19 protein-coding genes are annotated in these 19,773 nt (G+C 32.6%); 11 read left to right on the plus strand and 8 right to left on the minus strand.

Annotated elements, in window-relative coordinates; all coding sequences use genetic code 11:
* The coding region (locus CKA54_RS03405; RefSeq protein ID WP_120760007.1) for a cache domain-containing protein at window positions 1-1,420 on the minus strand (1,420 nt) is incomplete at its 3' end.
* 306 nt (window positions 1,421-1,726) lie between these two features.
* Window positions 1,727-2,323: a peroxiredoxin gene (locus CKA54_RS03410; RefSeq protein ID WP_039664504.1), complete on the minus strand. Its 597-nt coding sequence runs from the start codon at window positions 2,321-2,323 to the stop codon at window positions 1,727-1,729.
* Window positions 2,324-2,506: 183 nt separating this feature from the next.
* Between CKA54_RS03410 and CKA54_RS03415 the strand changes: the two genes are divergently transcribed.
* From CKA54_RS03415 to CKA54_RS03440, 6 genes are all read left to right on the plus strand, one after another.
* Window positions 2,507-2,791, plus strand: a complete 285-nt coding sequence (locus tag CKA54_RS03415) for a ferredoxin, 4Fe-4S (protein WP_043020167.1) — start codon at window positions 2,507-2,509, stop codon at window positions 2,789-2,791.
* Window positions 2,792-2,932: 141 nt separating this feature from the next.
* Window positions 2,933-3,346 carry a nucleoside-diphosphate kinase gene (gene ndk, locus CKA54_RS03420; protein ID WP_039664506.1) on the plus strand — a complete coding sequence of 138 codons (414 nt, stop codon included), beginning with the start codon at window positions 2,933-2,935 and terminating at the stop codon, window positions 3,344-3,346.
* Window positions 3,346-3,699, plus strand: coding sequence for a hypothetical protein (locus CKA54_RS03425; protein WP_120760009.1), 354 nt, complete (start codon window positions 3,346-3,348; stop codon window positions 3,697-3,699). Before ndk ends, CKA54_RS03425 begins: the two co-directional genes overlap by 1 nt.
* A 14-nt stretch (window positions 3,700-3,713) precedes the next feature.
* Window positions 3,714-3,860 (plus strand): 50S ribosomal protein L32, encoded by a 147-nt coding sequence (rpmF, locus tag CKA54_RS03430; RefSeq protein ID WP_012662034.1) that lies wholly within the window; start codon window positions 3,714-3,716, stop codon window positions 3,858-3,860.
* Between the two features lie 5 nt (window positions 3,861-3,865).
* Window positions 3,866-4,855 carry a phosphate acyltransferase PlsX gene (gene plsX, locus CKA54_RS03435; protein WP_043020168.1) on the plus strand — a complete coding sequence of 330 codons (990 nt, stop codon included), beginning with the start codon at window positions 3,866-3,868 and terminating at the stop codon, window positions 4,853-4,855.
* Complete coding sequence (locus CKA54_RS03440; protein WP_120760011.1) at window positions 4,842-5,825, plus strand: beta-ketoacyl-ACP synthase III; 984 nt, start codon at window positions 4,842-4,844, stop codon at window positions 5,823-5,825. Before plsX ends, CKA54_RS03440 begins: the two co-directional genes overlap by 14 nt.
* Window positions 5,826-5,839: 14 nt before the next feature.
* Here the strand turns inward: CKA54_RS03440 and motB are convergent, their stop codons facing one another.
* The 4 genes from motB to CKA54_RS03460 form a co-directional block, all read right to left on the minus strand.
* Window positions 5,840-6,574, minus strand: a complete 735-nt coding sequence (gene motB / locus CKA54_RS03445; protein WP_120760012.1) for a flagellar motor protein MotB — start codon at window positions 6,572-6,574, stop codon at window positions 5,840-5,842.
* A gap of 10 nt (window positions 6,575-6,584) precedes the next feature.
* Window positions 6,585-7,358, minus strand: a complete 774-nt coding sequence (gene motA / locus CKA54_RS03450) for a flagellar motor stator protein MotA (protein WP_120760014.1) — start codon at window positions 7,356-7,358, stop codon at window positions 6,585-6,587.
* A 12-nt stretch (window positions 7,359-7,370) separates the two neighbouring features.
* Window positions 7,371-10,010, minus strand: coding sequence for a DNA polymerase I (gene polA, locus CKA54_RS03455; protein ID WP_120760015.1), 2,640 nt, complete (start codon window positions 10,008-10,010; stop codon window positions 7,371-7,373).
* 74 nt (window positions 10,011-10,084) lie between these two features.
* Window positions 10,085-10,528: a YqaA family protein gene (locus CKA54_RS03460; RefSeq protein ID WP_120760017.1), complete on the minus strand. Its 444-nt coding sequence runs from the start codon at window positions 10,526-10,528 to the stop codon at window positions 10,085-10,087.
* 178 nt (window positions 10,529-10,706) lie between these two features.
* On the opposite strand from CKA54_RS03460, the gene CKA54_RS07665 reads away from it, so the two are divergent.
* Both CKA54_RS07665 and CKA54_RS03465 read left to right on the plus strand, forming a co-directional pair.
* Entirely contained in the window at window positions 10,707-10,874 is a 168-nt protein-coding gene (locus CKA54_RS07665; protein ID WP_172586665.1) for a hypothetical protein, read from the plus strand.
* Between the two features lie 10 nt (window positions 10,875-10,884).
* Window positions 10,885-12,471 (plus strand): disulfide bond formation protein B, encoded by a 1,587-nt coding sequence (locus CKA54_RS03465; RefSeq protein ID WP_120760019.1) that lies wholly within the window; start codon window positions 10,885-10,887, stop codon window positions 12,469-12,471.
* Between the two features lie 33 nt (window positions 12,472-12,504).
* Here CKA54_RS03465 and uvrA read toward each other — a convergent pair whose 3' ends face one another.
* Window positions 12,505-15,321, minus strand: coding sequence for an excinuclease ABC subunit UvrA (gene uvrA / locus CKA54_RS03470; protein ID WP_120760021.1), 2,817 nt, complete (start codon window positions 15,319-15,321; stop codon window positions 12,505-12,507).
* A gap of 154 nt (window positions 15,322-15,475) precedes the next feature.
* On the opposite strand from uvrA, the gene CKA54_RS03475 reads away from it, so the two are divergent.
* The 3 genes from CKA54_RS03475 to kcuS all read left to right on the plus strand — a co-directional run bounded on the left by CKA54_RS03475 (window position 15,476) and on the right by kcuS (window position 18,623).
* Entirely contained in the window at window positions 15,476-16,189 is a 714-nt protein-coding gene (locus CKA54_RS03475) for a DUF4198 domain-containing protein (RefSeq protein WP_120760023.1), read from the plus strand.
* Window positions 16,190-16,329: 140 nt separating this feature from the next.
* Window positions 16,330-18,435, plus strand: a complete 2,106-nt coding sequence (locus CKA54_RS03480) for a carbon starvation CstA family protein (RefSeq protein ID WP_120760025.1) — start codon at window positions 16,330-16,332, stop codon at window positions 18,433-18,435.
* On the plus strand, window positions 18,432-18,623 hold the full coding sequence (gene kcuS, locus CKA54_RS07625) for a KCU-star family selenoprotein (protein ID WP_143297922.1): 192 nt from the start codon (window positions 18,432-18,434) through the stop codon (window positions 18,621-18,623). The genes CKA54_RS03480 and kcuS overlap by 4 nt, the downstream gene beginning before the upstream one ends.
* 65 nt (window positions 18,624-18,688) lie before the next feature.
* Here the strand turns inward: kcuS and serC are convergent, their stop codons facing one another.
* Window positions 18,689-19,765 (minus strand): phosphoserine transaminase, encoded by a 1,077-nt coding sequence (serC, locus tag CKA54_RS03490; RefSeq protein WP_120760029.1) that lies wholly within the window; start codon window positions 19,763-19,765, stop codon window positions 18,689-18,691.
* Window positions 19,766-19,773: the final 8 nt, after the last annotated feature.

Here is a 19,773-nt window from a genome sequence, read left to right on the forward strand (position 1 = left end):
AATCAGTTAGGTTTTTAACCGCACTTTGTAATTTACCACTTTCATCTGCTAATAAAGAAGCAAATTCAGATGATTGTCTTAACATAGCTACAATTTCTTGACCTAATACATTTGTAGTTACTTCAACCCCACCTTTAGCATTTTTAACTTCAGTAGTAAAGTCTAATGCTTTATAGCTATCAAATACTCTATTAATTTCATTCATATTAGAACCTACTTTTTGTTCTAATACATTAAGCATATCATTTAAAACATTTTTTAATTCTATAAGCTGAGGATTAGCAGGAGTTGCAGTAATTCTTACCATTAGATTACCACTTTCTATTTCTTTGGCTGTTTCTACTGATTGTTCTACTGCTTTAGCATCTTGTTCTAATGCATTTTTAGTTTTAGTGATGTTTTCATTAATGGTTTTAGCCATAGCACCAAGTTCATCATTGCTTTTTACATCAATCATAGCTGAATCTTTAGTTTTATGATTGATAAAATCAAAGAAAGAGTTAAGGCCGGTAGTGATTACCGCAATAGGTTTTAAATTTTTTATAATAGCAAATCTTACCAATATTAATGCTATGATTATGGCTATAAATGCAATAATAACTTGTTGGAATAAAACTTTATTCACAGCGGTAGTATATACTGATTCGTTAGTAATAGAACACACCATATATTTAGGATTTAAGGCTTGATTACATGTTACTACTTGAGTTTTACCATTACCATCTTTAGCATAAAACAAAGTTTTTTCTTTAGTTAGATCAATTAAACTTGGATTTGATTTAACTGCATTGGCAATATTAACACTTAGATCATTTTTAGTAAGCATTCTTCCTTCATCTTCATGAAAAATTATCATTCCCTCTTTATCATAAACCGCAGCATAAGAACTTTGAGAGTCTCCTATAGCTAAAACATCTTTGGAAAATGTTTTAAGGTTATAATCTCCACCAACTACACCTATAAACTTTCCATTTGCATACACAGGAATTGCATAAGTAATACCCATCTCTCCCGTTGTAATCGATTTATATGGATCAGTTGTGATAAATCCACCAGCTGCTTTAGCTTCTTTATACCAACCTCTATTTTTAGTATCATAACCTTTTGATAAATCAAGTATTTCACCATCAGACTGATAATTCTTTCCACTATCTTCAAATCCTATATAAACAAGCTCAAACCCTGATGTTTTTGCTGCCAATTTAAGAATATGCATTATTTCTTCAGTTGGCATATTTAAATTTGTAGAAAATTGTTCTGCTAAAGACTCTATTGCCATTCTTTTAGTATTTCCATAAAAATCATACAATGCGTTTGCATCTGTCATATTTTTTACTTGAATTTCATTTAACAGATCAAAAGTATCATTTTTGGAATTAAAATAACTAACCGTATTAATCACGACAACGATTAAAACCATACACACACATCACCCAAATAAGCTTTGAGGATAAACTCTTTGAAATTGAAAAATTCATAATAAACTCCTTTAAGTAATAATTTTTGACACATAATCGATTATAATGCTACTAATACAACAAAGATAACAAGTTAATTAATAGAACACAATAAGAAATAAACAAATAAGATATTAAATATCCTATTTATAGGATCTACAAGGAAATTGCTAAAAAATAAAAAATTTTAATAGAGATAAAAAATTATTGTAGTTTTGTAACAAGATATTGTAGAAAAAGCTGAAAGAGATATTCTTTCAGCTAGTAAATTATAGTTTGCCTTCGTTTTTGCTTAGATAATCTGCAACACCTTTAGGGTCTGCTTTCATACCTTCATCGCCTTTATTCCAACCTGCAGGACAAACTTCACCATGTTCATTAGTAAATAACATGGTGTCAACCATTCTAATCATTTCATCAATATTTCTTCCAAGTGGCAAATCATTAATCACTGCATGGCGGATTGTTCCATCAGCATCAAGCAAGAAAGATCCTCTTAAAGCTACTGCTTCTTCAAATAATACATCAAAATTTCTAGCAATTTGTTTTGTTAAATCAGCTACTAAAGGGAATTTAACTTGACCTATACCACCTTGATTTACTGGCATATTTTTCCATGCAAAGTGAGAGAATTCATTATCGCAAGATACACCGATTACTTCAATACCTCTGTCTTTAAAATCTTGATATCTTTTATCAAAAGCAATAATCTCAGATGGGCAAACAAAAGTAAAATCTTTTGGATAGAAAAAGACCACTGCACCTTTTGGACCTATATTTTTATAAAGATTAAAATCTCCAACTATTTCATTATTTCCTAGTACAGCTGGTGCTGTAAAATCAATAGCTTTTTTAGTAACTATCATATTCTTTCTCCTAATTAATAAATTTTATTTGTAAGAAAATAATATCATTTATAAATTTAAAAACATATTAATTGTGTAAAATTATCCAGAAACTATTTTTATTATCAAAATTAAGCGATTTTAAGAATAAAATTAACACAATTTTGATAATCTTACATTAAATATTAAATTAAGGAGTAAAAAATGGCAGTTAAAATTACTGATATTTGTATAGCATGTGGTTCTTGTATAGATGAATGCCCAGTAAGTGCGATCGTTGATGATGCAAACAATCCAGAGGGTGAAGATAGATATTATGTTTATGCTGATAAATGTGTAGAATGTGTAGGTCACAATGATCAACCAGCCTGTGCAAGCGCATGTCCAACTGATGGTTGTATTGTGTGGAGTGAAGTTGCTAGCGGACAACCAAGCCGTGACAGTATCGGAAGCGACTTAAGAGACGGATCAACTCCAGTATTTGCTTAATCTATATTTTATGTAAGTATCTTTTTTTAAGATACTTACAACTTCTTTTATAAACACTAAATTTTATATAATTTTAAAGCATTTTTTGATATAATTAGCTCTTTTATAAACATAAAACTTATTAAAATTAAGGGGACGATTTTGGAAAAAACACTTTCTATTATTAAACCTGATGCGGTAAAAAAAGGCGTTATTGGTCAAATTTTATCACGCTTTGAAAACAATGGTCTAAGAATAGCAGCAACAAAAAAAGTGCAACTTTCAGAAAAAGAAGCACAAGAATTTTATGCAGTTCATAAAGAAAGACCATTTTTTAAAGATTTAGTAGAATTTATGATCAGTGGTCCGGTTGTGGTTTCTGTTTTAGAAGGCGAAAATGCTGTATTAAAAAACAGAGAATTAATGGGTGCTACAAATCCAAAAGAAGCGGCTCCTGGTACTATTAGAGCAGACTTTGCAGATAGTATTGATGCAAACGCGGTTCATGGAAGCGATAGCTTAGAAAATGCTAAAATTGAAATAGAATTTTTCTTTTCAAAAACTGAAATTTTATAATGAAAATCGCTTTTGCAAAACTCAGCTCTGTGGCTTATCCTTTTAAACTAGATCTTGATAATATAGTTTTTGAAGGAACCATCAAAAAAGTCAATCCAAAACTAGCAAAAATAGAAGCTAATTTTAAAGGATTTGCTTATAGAAATTGCGATCGATGTGGCGATGAAATGGAGCTTGAAATCGATCAAAACATAGAGCTTTTTGCAAGTGATGGAATTTTTAAAGACGAAAATAACACTTTAAGCGACACGATGGAATTTTTTGATTCGCATATTGATTTAATAGAACTTGCTACTAGCGAGTTACAGTCTTATTTGAGTGATTATTTTTATTGTAATAAATGTTCAAATTAATAAAGGAGTAAAAAATGGCAGTACCTAAGAGAAGAGTGAGCAAAACTCGTGCAGCAAAACGCAGAACTCATTACAAAGTTACCTTACCTATGCCTATTAAAGACAAAGATGGTAGCTACAAAATGCCTCATCGTGTAAATCCAGTAACTAAGGAATACTAAAAACGATGACAAGCATTGCTATTGATGCAATGGGTGGAGATTTTGGGGAAAAACCTATCATAGAAGGCGTAATTCAAGCTCTAAGAGAAAGAGAATTTAAAGCCATCTTAGTGGGAGATCCTCAAAAACTTGAAACCTTAATCCCTCAAGATTTAAAATCATACATAGAATACGAAGAAGCTTTTGATGTATTTGCCATGGAAGAAAATTCCACAGATGCATTAAAAAGAAAAGATAGTACTATTTATAAAGCCATAGATTTAGTAAAAAATCAAAAGGCAAAAGCTGTAGTTTCTGCTGGACATAGTGGCGCTACGATGAGTTTAGCTACATTAAGACTAGGTAGATTGGCAAACATTGCTAGACCAGCAATTGCAACTTTAATGCCAAATATTCATTCAAGAACACTTGTCTTAGATGTGGGTGCAAATGTAGATTGCAAAAGTGAGCATTTATTCCAATTTGCCATTATGGGTGAGGCTTATGCGAAAGAAATTCTAAATATAGCTAAACCTAGAGTTGCATTACTTTCAAATGGTGAAGAAGAATGCAAAGGCAATGAACTTACTAAAGAAACTCACCAACTTTTAAAACAACTTCCAAATTTTGTAGGAAATGCTGAAGGTAGAGATATCTTTAATGGTACTATTGATGTATTAGTATGTGATGGTTTTAACGGAAATATTTTGCTAAAAACAGGCGAGGGAGTTGCAAGTGTTATTACCAAACTTTTAAAGCAGGAAATTCAAAAATCATTTTTAGCTAAACTTGGCTACCTTTTAGCAAAACCAGCTTTTAATGAGCTAAAAACACATATTGATTATGAAGAGTACGGCGGAGCACCGCTTTTGGGCGTTAAAGAATGTGTTATCATTAGCCATGGTAAAAGTGGACCAAAAGCTATTAAAAATGCAATTTTTCAAGCATTAAATTTCACACAATCAAATATAAATCAAACCATAGAAAAAGAACTTTCTAATTATGAAATCAACTAAAGCTTCCTTAAAAAGTATAGCTTCTTATATCCCAGAAAGAATTCTTAGCAACCATGATTTAGAATCTATGGTGCAAACTAGTGATGAATGGATATTAAGAAGAACAGGTATCAAAGAAAGACGTATCGCAAGTGAAAATGAAAACACAAGCGATCTTGGCACCAAAGCAGCTATTAAAGCTATTCAAAGGGCAAATTTAAACCCTGAAGATATCGATGCAATTATTGTTGCTACTTTAAGTCCAGATTATTTTACCATGCCATCAACTGCATGTAAAATTGCCCATAATCTTGGTCTAAAGAATATCACTGCTTTTGATATTTCAGCAGCTTGCTCGGGTTTTATCTACTTACTTGAACTTGCAAAATCCATGGTTGAAAGCGGTGCTAAAAAAAATGTACTAATCATAGGAGCTGAAAAAATTAGCTCTATTATGGATTATACCGATAGAAGTATATGTGTTTTATTTGGAGATGGTGCAGGTGCAGGGGTAGTATCTTTAGATGATACTTATCCTATTATAGACACTCACACTGCTAGCGATGGGGAATTTGGCGATTTATTAATGACCCAAAGATCACAACAAAGCAGTATTTGCGTTCCGCTTTCAATGCAAATGAAAGGCAATGAGGTATTTAAAATCGCGGTCAATACCTTAAGTAATGATGTGATCGATATTCTTGCTAAAAACAACATCAAAAGCGAAGAAATCGATCTTTTCATACCACACCAAGCTAATCTAAGAATCATTAAAGCTGTACAAGAAAAGCTTAATTTTAAAGATGAACAGTGTGTAGTTACCGTGCAAAACTACGGCAATACTTCAGCTGCTTCAATCCCTATGGCTATGAATGACGCTTATGAACAAGGGCGTTTAAAACAAGGCTCGCTGATACTACTTGATGCTTTCGGCGGTGGATTTACTTGGGGATCTGCACTACTTCGCTTTGGTGGAGAAAATAACAAATAAGTTTTTCTTATTTGTTATTTAAAAGCACCAATTTGATCTAATACTGATTTTCTGGTTTGATTATCTGATGATTCTACTCGGATATAAAACTCTACCCTATTGTTCATTTCATCTTCGCTATTATTTGTGAGAGGATAGTTATCGCCAAAACTTACCATAATCAACTGAGCTGGGTTAATATCTTTAGCGATTAAATAATCAGCCACAACCTGAGATCTTTTGCTTGCTAATTCAAAATTTCTTTTTGGATCCTTATCGCTTGCATCAGTATAACCTCTAAGCTCTATTTGTGCTTGCGCGGGCATTCTTTTTAAAACTTCACTAATACGCTTTAAAAAATCTTGCACATCAGCTGAATCAATATCCGTACTACCTCTAGCAAATTCAACTCTTGCAGGTAAATTTAAAACAATATTATTTTCTCTTTGATCTAATGCTGCTTTGAGCTTTTCGATGTTTTCTTGCTGAGTAATACTCAACTTTTTAAGCTTTTCAAGCTCTTCAACATTTGCATTAGAAGGCGCACTGTATTTATTGTGCACTTCGCTTTCTTTTTCCAAAGGACTTGAAGCGGTAAATTCAAAGATTTTTACAAATTCCGTTTTTAAAGCTTCAGTTTTTGCAGGGTTGCTTTCAGAAATCGCCCAAAGGGCAATAAAAAGCGCCAAAAGCAAACTCAAAAAGTCTGCATAAGGCACTGCCCATTTTTCTCCTGCTGGACACTCTGGACACTTGTGTTTTTTACCCATTTTTTAGCTCTTATTTGTCAAATTGAGAAATTCTAGGCTCACCTTGTCCAAGGTAGTTAAACAATTTAGCCTCTAAATCTCTAGGATTTGCCCCCTCTGCGATACTTACGATAGCATGAGAGATAACAATTCTTTCTTTAATTAAATCATGCGCATTTGCTTTGATCTTATGTCCCCAAGGACCAAATAAAGCATAAGCACCAAAGATCCCCGTTACCGTTGCGGTAAATGCACCCGCAATACCCGCGGCCATAGCTTGTGGATCATCTAAAAGCTTCAACGCAAGCATAAGCCCCATAACCGCACCAACAAGACCCATTGTAGGACATGTTTCACCAAAGCGAATCCAATACTCAGCACACTCTTTGTAGTACTCTTCCATCTCTTCGATTTGAATTTCCATGCTTTCTTTGATTTCTTCTACGCTTTTGCCATCAACCATCATCATCATTGTTTCTTTTAAGAATTCATTGTCAATTTCGTTGGTTTTTGACTCCAAAGCTAAAAGCCCATCTCTTCTTGCTATAATAGAGTATTCTACAAGTTCAGCTATCCTTTGGCTTAAATTAACACCAGTTCCTTTAAATGCAAGTTTTAATTCTTTATAAGCTGCTTTAACAAATTTCTTATGGGTAGCTGTCATCGCACAAAAAGCCGCCGTTGGTATCACGATCAAAAATGAACTTAAGTGCAAAACATGCAAAGGGTTACCACCCTCTAATATATCCCCTACAGAAATACTAACAACAGCTAATACCATCCCAAGTATGGTTGAAAGATCCATTAGTTATTCTCCTTATTTTAATGCGCCCCAATTTTTGGCAATACTTGATGAAGTTTTTAATTTAACTTTTAATTTTACAATATTTTCCATAATATCACTAGCCTTTTTCGCAAATTCCTCACAAAGTTCATCTTTGACTTCAAAAACAAGTTCATCATGAATTTGTAAAATCAAACGCTTATTTTCATCTAAATCTTTTGCAATTTCTATCATTGCTAGTTTTATTATATCGGCAGCAGAACCTTGAAGTGTAGAGTTAATACTCTCTCTTTCATACATTGCAACATACATCGGCTTTGCATTTTCAAAGTCAAAATAACGCTTACGCCCAAGCAAAGTCTTTATGAAGCCATTTTGCTTGGCTTCGTTTTTTACTTTTTCAAAATACATCTTAATGCTGGTAAAATTTTCAAAATATTTTTCAATATATTCTTTGGCTAATTTTGCTTCTATTTTTAAATTTTGACTCAAAGTCTTATAACCCATGCCATAAATTAAACCAAAATTAATACTCTTAGCGATACTTCTTGTCTCATAATCACTATGTCCAAAAATCATAATCGCAGTTTTTGCATGGATATCTTCATCATTTAAAAACGCTTCAAGTAATTTCTCATCTTCACTAAAATGTGCCAACATTCTCAGTTCAATTTGAGAATAATCTAGCGAAATAAAGCTAAAACCCTCTTTTGCTACAAAACATGATTTGTAATCTTTTGCATACTGACCATGCGCAGGAATATTTTGCAAATTTGGATCTTTAGATGAAAGACGTCCTGTAGCTGTACCTGTTTGCAAAAAGCTTGAGTATATCCTTGAATTTTCATCTTTTTTAGCTAATTTCAACAAAGGTTCACAGTAAGTAGAAACAAGCTTTGCAAGCTCTCTATATGCCAAAATTTCTTTCACGATCGGATGCTCATCTAAGATAGTATTTAAAACTTTCTCATCAGTAGAATACCCTGTTTTGCTTTTTTTACCACTTGGCAATTTTAATTTTTCAAATAAAATATCTCCTACTTGTTTAGGAGAGTTAATATTAAATTTTTCACCTGCTAAGCCATATATTTTTTCGCTTAACATTTTAATATCTTGATTAAAACTTTGCATCAAGCTTTCAAGCTTTTGAATATCAAGTTTGATGCCGTTATTTTCCATCATAATAAGCACCTTGATAAATTCAAACTCACTTTTTTGTGCAAGTTCAAACAAAGGTTGCTCTAAATTATGTAAAAAGTACAAATAAAATCTTAAAGTAATATAAGCATCTTCGGCAGCGTATTTGCAAGCTTTTTCTACATCAACCCCTGCAAAGCTTTCTCCTTTTTTTACTAAATCTTCAAAATGCAAAGTCTCATAGTCAAACAATCTTTTTGCCAAATCATCCATATTTACCCGCAAACTTGGTTCTTTAAGCCATGCAAGTATCATGGTATCAGCGTATTTTTTTGGAGGAAGCAAGTTGAAATTGTTTTTTATGATTTCAAAATCATATTTAAGATTATGACCTATAACCGTACTTTGATAAATTTTTTCTATGCCCTTTTTAGCTGTTTGCATAGAAATTTGCTTACAAACTCCTAGATAATCATGTGCAAGTGGCACATAAAAGGCTTCACTCTCATGAAAACAAAAGCTAAAACCTACTATCTTAGCTTCTTTGGTATTTAAACCTGTTGTTTCTGTATCAAAAGCGATTATGCTTTGTTCATCAATTTTTTCTAAAATTTCAAACAATTCATTTTCATCTAAAACTAATCTCGCATTAAATCCTAAATTTTTATCTTTATGCTCTGGATTGGTGCGTAATTTTTTCAATAAAGCATTTAACTCATAATGCTCTAAAATATCCATGATCTTAAGCAAAGGTTCATCTTTTGGATGCTCACATTTTAAAAGCATATTTTTCACATCTAAGTCTTCATACAATGAAGCAAGTTTTTTACTCAAAAAAGCATTTTCTTTGCCTTCAAGCAATAAATTACGACTTCTTTCATTGCGCACCAATGTTAAATTTTCATAAATTCCTTCAATGCTTTCAAACTCATCAAGTAAATTTTTAGCCCCCTTAGCACCAATTCCTTTAACCCCTGGGATATTATCTGAGCTATCGCCGCAAAGTGCGAGAAAATCTCTTATCTGACTAGGCTTTACTCCATATTTTTCCAAACATCCTGCTTCGTTATAATCGTTTTTTGAAATAGGACTATAAATGCTAACTTTGCCATCTTTTATAAGCTGATACAAATCTTTATCTTGGGTGATAATTCTGATAAAGATATCCTTGTCTTTGCACTCTTTAACCAAAGAAGCAATAATATCATCAGCTTCATAGCCTTCACAAGAAAAGCTTGAAAAGCCCATTTTTTCTATCATCTGAATACAAATTGGAATTTGAGCAAGCAAGTCAGGCGGAGGGGGTGTGCGGTTGATTTTATAATTTGGATCAATTTCACTTCTAAAAGTTTTTCCTTTGCTATCAAGAGCAAAGATGATCATATCGCTTGGATGTTCACTTTTTAAGCTATAAACAAAATTCGCAAAACCACTAATCATGTTACTAGGCTCGCCTTTTGAATTTTTTAACCCCTTTAAAGCGTAAAAAAGTCTAAAGAAAAAGCCAAAAGTATCAATTATCGTTAATGTTTTCATTTTTTTCCTATAATTAAAATTAATAATAATTATCGCCCAAATTTATTTAAAAGTCGGTAAAAATATCCATTGCATTAAATGGAATTTGCTATGAAAATTACAAAAGCATAACGACTTAATTTACCCAAGGCTATAAAAATACTTGCTTTAAAAAAAGAATACTTAGCAAATCCAAGCCCTAGTGCGAAAAGATCCCCTACTATAGGTAAAAAAGTAAAAAAAGCATACAAAGAGCCAAATTTTTTAAAGTTTGTATTGATTTTTTCTAATTTCTGCAAAGAACTTTTAAAATATTTTTCTAAAATTTGGCTCTTTCCAAAATAAGCTAACGCATAAGTACTCAAGCTACCCAAAGTATTTCCCAAACTTGCAACAAATAAAATCATGCAAGTGTTAAAATCTAATTTCACAAAGGCAAGCACAAAAGCCTCACTTGCCATAGGCAAAAGTGTACTAGAGAGAAAACATACTATAAAAAGCCCTATATAGCTTATGTCATTATATAAAAAATCAAACACTACAAACTTTCCACTATGATAAATTTTTGCATATTGTAGTATTTAAATATTATCAAAGTGTTACATAGTATTTTATACAAATGAAAATTATAAATAAAATAATAATGTAAATTTAATAATATATAAATTATGATATTAAATTATAAAAATTTTAAACTTAATACAAAAGGAGTTGGTTTTGGAATTTACTATACTAGTTTTATTAGCAATTTCAATCTTGCTAATACTCATCAAACCAGAAAAAGAAAAACTCATTTTTGGTGTATTTTTGTGCGGTGCTTTGTTAAATTACTTCATGTATTTGGTGGCAAGTTTTGATTCTATTATCCCAAGTGGAAACTGGTAAAGGATAGATCATGGATAGTTTAAGCAAAAACGATCAGTATTTTTATTTTTTTATGGCAAGTGCTGTTTTACTTATTTTAGCTATACCTGTAGGCTTTGCAAATATTTATTTGGGTTATATTCACAACGAATCTCCTTGCACACTTTGTTGGTTTGAACGCATTGGAATGATAGTTATTGGTGTTCTTGGAATGCTTATATTACGCTATGGTCCGCAAATGAAGTATATTGTTTGTGTATTTTTATTTGCTAGTTATGGAATTTACATGGGAATTCGCCACACAGCTAGCTGGTGGCAAAGAGATATTGGCATAGGCTTAGGAGATAAATTAGTCGGAGCGCATACTTATACTTGGGCTGTAGTTGTATACTGGTGTGTTATAGTGGTAATGGGATTTGCTTTGCTTTTTATAAGAAAAAATAGCTCTATGATAAGAGATCTTGCAGATAAAGAAATCAAAATTAAACCATTAAACACTTATGCAAAAGTTGTTATTGTTATATCATTTCTTGTTGTTTGCTCTAATGCCTTCCAAGCTTTGATCATCAATGGTTTACCACCCTATACAGGAAAATCCAACCCCGATCGTTTAACATTTGATATGAATATCATGACTAAAACTTGGACTACAGATGTTTGGAGTAGACTTACCAAATTTAGTCTTTTGGGGAAAAATGTCCCTGAAGAAGTTTTCATCAAAGATTTAAGCGAACCCAAAAAGCTAGAATTTGAAAAAAATGCTTCTTTGGGTGCTTTTGAAATTTCAAAAAGTATTGATTTGATCAAGGTTCAAGAAATTTTAATACCGGAATTAAATCGCTTTAAACATATCAATGCCATAGCTTATAATAAAAATAACAATGAATTTGCACTTGTAAGCAATGAAATGGCAGTATCCTACACTAAAGATTTTAACACCTCAACGGGTTTTGTTTTATTTGATAAAACCAATGGTAATGATATGAGATATATCGTTGATGCTACTTTCATAGGCAATAAATTTATCATTGGTGCAGCAAATAAAACTTTCACAGGCACGGAAAAAACAAATGCTCCTATTGATGAGATGTTAGAGTGGCAAGCCTTTAAAGAAACTAGCAAAGGTATTTCTCCAGCATTTTTCACCAAAAAGAAAGGAGAATGGTATGAGCCTTCTAGAAAATACATATTAACCATTCGATCCAAACAAAACTATGTGCATTCTTATGCTAGCGATGGTGACTTTATGTATCTTATCACTGTTCCTAATCAATTTAGCAAAAAACTTATTTTATCTTATGCAAGCACAAAAGATTACTTACTCAGTGGAGAAAAGATACTTTGCGTTGGAGAAAATTTAAAACTCAAAAAAGGACGCGATATCCATGATTATTATATAGTAGGTGCAGACATCAGCCAAGACAAAATGCTGGCACTTAGCTTACGCTATAGCACGCTGCTTGTTATTGATTATCATAATGCAAAAATCATCGATGCTTATGAAATTAAAAATCTTGACAATCCAAAATCTCTAGCCGTTAAAAATGATACTATATATATTTTAGATCGCACCAACGACCAAAAAGATGTGATTAAAATTTACAAAAATCCTCTATAAATTTCCTGTCTTTTGACAGGAAATTAAAATCTTTCAATTCTTAGTAAGCTCTAAGTCTAAATAATACCCCGTATAAGATCCACTTTTTTTATGATTTTTAGCAAGCTCTTCTACACTACCTTTAGCTATAACCTTACCGCCTTTAACTCCACCTTCAGGCCCCATATCGATGATATAATCAGCATTTTTAATCACATCTAAATTATGTTCTATCACAAACACACTATTTCCAAGATCAACTAAATGTTGCAAAACCACAATGAGCTTATTAACATCTTCAAAATGAAGCCCCGTTGTAGGCTCATCTAAAATATAAAGAGTTTTTCCCGTATCGCTTCTGCTTAACTCTTTAGCTAGCTTAATACGCTGAGCCTCCCCACCACTTAAAGTAGTCGCATTTTGCCCCAAAGTTAGATAATCAAGTCCAACTTTTACCAAAGTATCAAGCTTTTGTTTTATCTTTGGTACTGAAGTAAAAAATTCACTTGCTTCAATAATACTCATATTTAAAACATCAGCTATGCTTTTGCCTTTGTATTTGATCTCTAATGTTGCATCATTATATCTTTTGCCATTACACACATCACAAGTTACCATTACATCAGGTAAAAAGTGCATTTCTATTTTAATCTCTCCATCACCACTACACTTTTCACATCTCCCGCCTTTAACATTAAAAGAAAAACGCCCTGCTTTATAACCTCGCATTTTAGCTTCTTTGGTAGCTGCAAAAAGATTACGAATTTCATCCATAGCACCCGTATAAGTAGCAGGATTTGAACGTGGGGTTCTTCCTATAGGACTTTGATCAAGATAAATTACCTTATCAAGTTTTTCTAGTCCTTCTATTTTAGCTCCACTTAGTTTTTTAACTTTTTTAGCACGGTTTAATTCTTCTTTTGCAAATGGAAGCAAGGTTTGTAAAATCAGCGAACTTTTACCACTTCCTGAAACCCCTGTAATTGCCACAAGATTATGTAGCGGAAAATCTACGCTTAAATTTTGAATATTATTAATACTCACATCTTTTAAACTAATAAAGTCTTTTTGCTCTCTGTTTTTTTGATGAGCAATTTGTTTTTTACCACTCATATAAAGTGCGGTTTGACTTTTACTTTTGAGCAATTCTTTATAAGTTCCACTAAATACAACCTCACCACCAAATTTACCAGCATTTAGACCAATATCTACGATAAAATCTGCCTCTTCTATGGTCATTTTGTCATGTTCAACCACGATTAGAGTATTACCCTTTTGTTGAAGATTTCTTAGGGTTTTTATAAGTTTTGCAGTATCTCGCTCATGTAAACCTATGCTTGGTTCATCTAAAACATACATCACCCCACTCAAGCCACTACCAATTTGAGATGCTATACGAATTCTTTGCGCCTCGCCTCCGCTAATGGTTCTTGCATCACGCCCTAAAGATAAGTACCCAAGTCCCACATCATAAAGAAAAAATAACCTTTCATTAATCTCTTTAAAAATAGGCTTAGCTATCAATCTTTCTTGTTCGCTTAAATACGCAAAGTTAGCTTCTTTTGAAAAAAAAGTAGTGGTATTTTCTATACTCATATCTAAAATTTCACCTAAATTTTTATCCGCTACTTTCACAGCCAAACTTTCAGCTCTTAAACGATGACCATTGCAATCTTTACAGATTTTTTCACTCATATACTCACTAAGATCTTTTTCATCTTTTAACATTTCATAAGCATATTTAACCGCACCTTCAAATTTACGGCTTAAACGATGTCTTTTCCATAAAAAGTTAATTTCTTTTGCATTACCATAAAGTACTAAACGCTTTTCCTCTTCACTTAACTCATTATATGGAATTTTTACCCTGATATCATTTTGCTCACAAAAAGCCATTAAAAACTTATAATAATAACTTTTATTAAACCCGTATAATAGCTTTACAGCCCCTGCTTCTAAGCTTAATTCTTCATTGATAAGCTTTTTCATATCCAATGTATATCTTATACCAAGACCATCACAACTTGGACACGCACCTTTGGGAGAATTAAAAGAAAAACTCAAAGGCTCAAGCAAAGGAAAAGAAATTTTACAATCAAAACAAGCATTATGTTCACTATAATGAAAATGTTTAGGTATGCTTAATTCTTCATTATTTAAAACTTCAATTTCTACTTCACCAAAACTCTCGCTAAGCCCTTTTTCTATATCACTTGCAAGTCTTGCTAGCATATCATCTTGTACTTCAAGCCTATCTATCACAAGCTTTATCGTATGTTTTTTAGTTTTAGCAAGCTCAATATCTTCATCAAGGCGTGTCAAAACTCCATCAATTTGCGCTCTAACATAGCCTTTTGCGACTAAATTTTCTAAAAGATCTGCAAAAGTTCCTTTTTTTTCTTTAATCAATGGCGCATAAATGATGATCTTTGCTCCCTTTGGAAGTTTTAAAATTTCTCCAACAATATCTGCTGCACTCATAGATGAAATTTTTTGTCCACATTGGTGACAATGTTGTACCCCTACTCTTGCATATAAAAGTCTTAAATAGTCATAAATTTCAGTAATAGTCCCAACAGTAGAACGAGGATTTTTAGAAGTTGTTTTTTGATCAATGGCAATAGCAGGAGTTAGGCCTTCTATTTTATCAACATTTGGCTTGCCTACTTTATCTAAAAACTGTCTTGCATAAGCACTTAAACTCTCAATATAACGGCGTTGACCTTCTGCATATAGCGTACCAAAAGCCAAAGTCGATTTACCACTACCGCTTAATCCTGTAAATACAATAAGTTTATTTTTAGGAATTTCTAAGTTGATATTTTTAAGATTATTTTCTTTTGCTCCAATTATATTAATAGTATCATTCATCACTTTTCCTAAATATTCAAAAATAAATTTAAGATTTTAACATAAGAACCGTTAAAATATTTTCTTTTTCTTCAAGCAAAAATAAAACTCACTTAAGTTAAATATAAAAAATTATATATATAATGATTATCAAAATTATTTTAAAGGATACATAATGAAATTTTCAAAAATTGCACTCTTAGGCTTTTTTGTAGCAAGTTCTGCCCTAGCGCACCAATTTTTTCCCATGCAAACTGACAATGGATACAAAGTAGGATTTTGGGCTGATGATCATTGGGGACAATATCAAGTTGATAGAGTATTTGGGATTAGCGCAAAAGACTCTCATGGTAAAGCCTTAAAAGCAGGTTATGACTATACAAACAATACCATATTCATAGATGGAAAAGCTTCTGTAGCAAGCATGAATTATGATTTTGGATATTACACATTTACAAAAGATGGAAAACACTATGCACAAAAAAGATCTGAACTAACTGATGTTGCAGGTGCAAATGAAATCACACAAACAAGAAAAATTTACAAAATGGGCAAAAGTATTTTTGCTTGGGATGATGGCTCCAAAAAACCTTTAGGTTTAAAACTTGAAATCATTCCTTTGCAAAATCCTTTAGTGCTACACCAAGGAGATAAACTAAAAGTACAAGTATTACTAGATGGAAAACCTATTCAAGGGGTTGAATTTGAAGATCAAAATGACGATATTGATCATATCACTACCAACGCTAAAGGCATAGCCACCCTTACGCTAACTCAGCCCAAAGATGGCCTACAAATCATCGCAGCAAATGTTAAACTGCCTTATCATTTAGATCGATATGGAGATACTTTACAACTCACAACAACGCTTAGTTTCCATTCTAAATAACTTTCTTAGTCAATGTCATATTTTGATATTGACTAAAACCATGTTACATTTTGTAATATATTAAATTTTTATTTATTTTACATCATAATTAAACCTCATTCTACGATACACTAAAAAAACCAAAAACACAAAGGATACAAATGAATTTTACCAACAAAATATTATGGTTTTTTGTTGCTATTATTGGTGCTGTATGTTTTGGCATACTAGCACTGCAAAATGGCGAGAGCATTTCGGCTATTTATCTTGTAATTGCTGCTTTGTGTATTTATATCATAGGATATAGATTTTATGGCAGATATGTTGCATATAAAGTGTTACAACTAGATCAAAACAGGGCAACACCTGCGGTTGTAAAAAACGATGGATGTGATTTTGTCCCGACTAACAAAATTGTTCTTTTTGGACATCATTTTGCTGCTATTGCTGGAGCTGGACCTTTGGTAGGACCTATACTAGCTGCACAAATGGGCTATTTACCTTCCATGCTTTGGATCTTAATAGGCGGGGTTTTAGCTGGTGCGGTTCATGATTTTGTAGTTTTATTTATATCCACACGACGCAATGGAAAATCTTTAGGAGAAATGATCAAAGATGAATTAGGAAATTTCATCGGTGCAGTGGCTATGATCGCTATTTTTGGAATCATGCTGATTATCATTGCGATTTTAGCTATGGTAGTTGTCAAAGCCTTAGCCGAATCTCCTTGGGGTTTATTTACCATTGCAATGACTATTCCTATTGCTATATTTATGGGAATTTACATGAGATTTTTAAGACCTGGTAGAGTTGGCGAGGCTTCTATTATAGGTTTTATACTACTTATACTTGCTATTCATTATGGTAGTGAAATTGCTGCTGATCCTTATTGGGCGAAAATTTTTACTTTTGATGCGCCAACTCTAGCACTTATCATGATGGCTTATGGTTTTATTGCTGCGATTTTACCTGTTTGGTTTTTGCTTGCTCCTAGAGATTATTTATCCACTTTTTTAAAAATTGGTGTTATTGTGGTAATGGCTTTAGCCATAGTATTTGTCGCACCTGATTTGCAAATGCCAAAAATCAACCACCAATACCTAGATGGCAGTGGACCTGTATTTGCTGGAGCGATATTTCCATTTTTATTTATCACTATTGCATGTGGAGCAATTAGCGGTTTTCATGCTTTAATATCTAGCGGAACAACTCCTAAAATGCTTGAAAATGAAACTCATGCGCTAGCTGTTGGCTATGGCTCTATGCTTATGGAAAGCGCCGTGGCAATCATGGCATTAATTTGTGCTTGTATTTTACACCCTGGACTTTATTTTGCCATCAATGCACCTGCTGCTACCATAGGTGTAGATGTTGTAAATGCCGCTGCTACCATTTCTAGCTGGGGTTTTACAATAAGCCCTGAAGAAATCAGCACTCTTACTGCCAATATAGGCGAACAAAGCATACTCTCAAGAACCGGTGGGGCACCAACTTTTGCCGTAGGCGTTGCACTAATTTTACATGAGCTTTTTGGCGGGGTAAACTTAATGGGATTTTGGTATCACTTTGCCATTTTATTTGAAGCTTTGTTTATCTTGACTGCTGTTGATGCTGGTACAAGAGCATGTAGATTTATGGCACAAGATATCTTAGGCAATGTTTATAAACCTCTAGGAAACCTCAATAGTACTTTTGCAGGGATTTTCGCAACGGCTTTAAGTGTTGGTGGATGGGGTTATTTTCTTTACCAAGGAGCGATAGATCCAAAAGGTGGAATTTACTCTCTATGGCCGCTTTTTGGGGTAAGCAACCAAATGCTTGCAGGCATGGCTTTACTTTTAGCAAGTACGATTTTATTTAAAATGAACAAAGCTAAATATACTTGGATCACTCTTATACCTGCAACTTTTGTTTTAATCGCCACTCTTTATGGAGGTATTCAAAAAATTCTACCTTATAAAGAAGGTGACTCTATTCATAATGCTATAAGCCATGTAGCAGCTGTACAAATAAATAATCAAAAAATACAAGATTTAAATTTAAAACTAACTCAAACCAAAGATGAAGCAACCATAGAACAAATCAAGAAAGATATCAAATCGGCCTCTCAAGCTAAAAATTCAAATCTAATCAACGCGATATTATGCGTATTTTTCATGATCACTACTTTACTTGTGATACTCTCTTGTATTGGAATTTTCTTAAAAATCATCAATATTCCTTTAAAAGAAAGTCCTTATATCGCACTAAAAAAGGAGAAAATGTGATCAAAAAACTCAAAACCTGGTATGAAAAATCTGAAAGATTTTTTCATCCTTTGGTTGGGGTGGCAAGCTATGATAAATATCTTGAACACATGAAAGAAAATCACCCCAACATGCCTTGTAAAACAAGAAAAGAATTTTTCAAAGATTTTCTTGAAAAAAAATACAATAACGCACTAGGAAAATGCTGATAAATACAAAAAGAGTAAAGTTTTACTAATACAAACAATGATTTTTGGTGAAAACCACCAAAAATCTAAGCATATTTTTTTGCAAAAGCTTTCATAAATTCACTTAATCTTTCAACTTTTTCAAGACTAATTGAATTATAAATACTCGCACGAATTCCACCTAAAATTTTATGTCCTTTAAGACCAATCATACCATTTTCTTCAGCCTCTTTTACAAAAACTGGCTCTAAATTTCTATCACGAATAATATTAAAGCTAACATTCATCAAAGATCTATCTTCTTTTTTAGCATGTCCTTGGTAAAAACCCTCGCTACTATCAATCACATCATACAAAAGTTTAGCTTTTTGTATATTTTGCTCATTGATTTTGTCTAAACCACCTTGACTTAAAAGCCATTTCATTTCAAGATTAAACATATATATAGCAAAAGTTGCAGGTGTATTAAATAAAGAATCATTTTCAGCATAAACACTGTATTTTAACATACTAGGTATGTTTTTACTTTTGCTACGCTCTATCATATCTTTACGGATAAATGCACAAGCAAGACCTGAAATACCCGCATTTTTTTGCACCCCACCAAAAAGCATAGCAATATTGGAAAAGTCTATCTTTTTAGAGAAAAAGTCACTAGAAGCATCAATAATCAAAGGGCTTTTGGTTTTTGGATAGCTTTTGTATTGGGTTCCATAGATAGTATTATTTGAGCAAATATAAGCATAGTCCGCATTATCGCTAAATTGAAACTGAGGAATATGATCAAATTCACTTTCTTGACTATTTGCAACAATTTTAACATTCACTCCTAAAATTTCAGCTTCCTTGATAGCTTTTTTAGTCCACACTCCCGTATTAGCAAATTCACATACTCCACCCATATATAAATTCATAGGAATCATAGCAAACTGTAAACTAGCTCCACCTTGCATCAAAAGCACTTCATAATCATCACTTACACCATAAAGCTCTTTAGCCATTTCAATCGCATCAAAATGCACTTGCTCAAAAACCTTACCACGGTGAGAGACCTCCATAATAGAAAATCCTTTGCCATGGTAATCATATAAATGTTCCCTAGCCTCTTTTAACACCTCATCGGGTAGATTAGAAGGACCTGCGCTAAAATTCATCACTCTCATTTTTTCTC

This window comes from Campylobacter sp. P255 (assembly GCF_003627915.1).
In the GTDB taxonomy this organism is placed as follows: Bacteria; Campylobacterota; Campylobacteria; order Campylobacterales; family Campylobacteraceae; genus Campylobacter_D.

What these genes read in the sequence shown, in the direction of transcription:
- CKA54_RS03410 (WP_039664504.1), bottom strand. Translation starts at nt 2,323, where the DNA reads ATGATAGTTACTAAAAAAGCTATTGATTTTACAGCACCAGCTGTACTA.
- CKA54_RS03415 (WP_043020167.1), top strand. Translation starts at nt 2,507, where the DNA reads ATGGCAGTTAAAATTACTGATATTTGTATAGCATGTGGTTCTTGTATA.
- CKA54_RS03425 (WP_120760009.1), top strand. Translation starts at nt 3,346, where the DNA reads ATGAAAATCGCTTTTGCAAAACTCAGCTCTGTGGCTTATCCTTTTAAA.
- rpmF (WP_012662034.1), top strand. Translation starts at nt 3,714, where the DNA reads ATGGCAGTACCTAAGAGAAGAGTGAGCAAAACTCGTGCAGCAAAACGC.
- plsX (WP_043020168.1), top strand. Translation starts at nt 3,866, where the DNA reads ATGACAAGCATTGCTATTGATGCAATGGGTGGAGATTTTGGGGAAAAA.
- CKA54_RS03440 (WP_120760011.1), top strand. Translation starts at nt 4,842, where the DNA reads ATGAAATCAACTAAAGCTTCCTTAAAAAGTATAGCTTCTTATATCCCA.
- motB (WP_120760012.1), bottom strand. Translation starts at nt 6,574, where the DNA reads ATGGGTAAAAAACACAAGTGTCCAGAGTGTCCAGCAGGAGAAAAATGG.
- motA (WP_120760014.1), bottom strand. Translation starts at nt 7,358, where the DNA reads ATGGATCTTTCAACCATACTTGGGATGGTATTAGCTGTTGTTAGTATT.
- polA (WP_120760015.1), bottom strand. Translation starts at nt 10,010, where the DNA reads ATGAAAACATTAACGATAATTGATACTTTTGGCTTTTTCTTTAGACTT.
- CKA54_RS03465 (WP_120760019.1), top strand. Translation starts at nt 10,885, where the DNA reads ATGGATAGTTTAAGCAAAAACGATCAGTATTTTTATTTTTTTATGGCA.
- uvrA (WP_120760021.1), bottom strand. Translation starts at nt 15,321, where the DNA reads ATGAATGATACTATTAATATAATTGGAGCAAAAGAAAATAATCTTAAA.
- CKA54_RS03475 (WP_120760023.1), top strand. Translation starts at nt 15,476, where the DNA reads ATGAAATTTTCAAAAATTGCACTCTTAGGCTTTTTTGTAGCAAGTTCT.
- CKA54_RS03480 (WP_120760025.1), top strand. Translation starts at nt 16,330, where the DNA reads ATGAATTTTACCAACAAAATATTATGGTTTTTTGTTGCTATTATTGGT.
- serC (WP_120760029.1), bottom strand. Translation starts at nt 19,765, where the DNA reads ATGAGAGTGATGAATTTTAGCGCAGGTCCTTCTAATCTACCCGATGAG.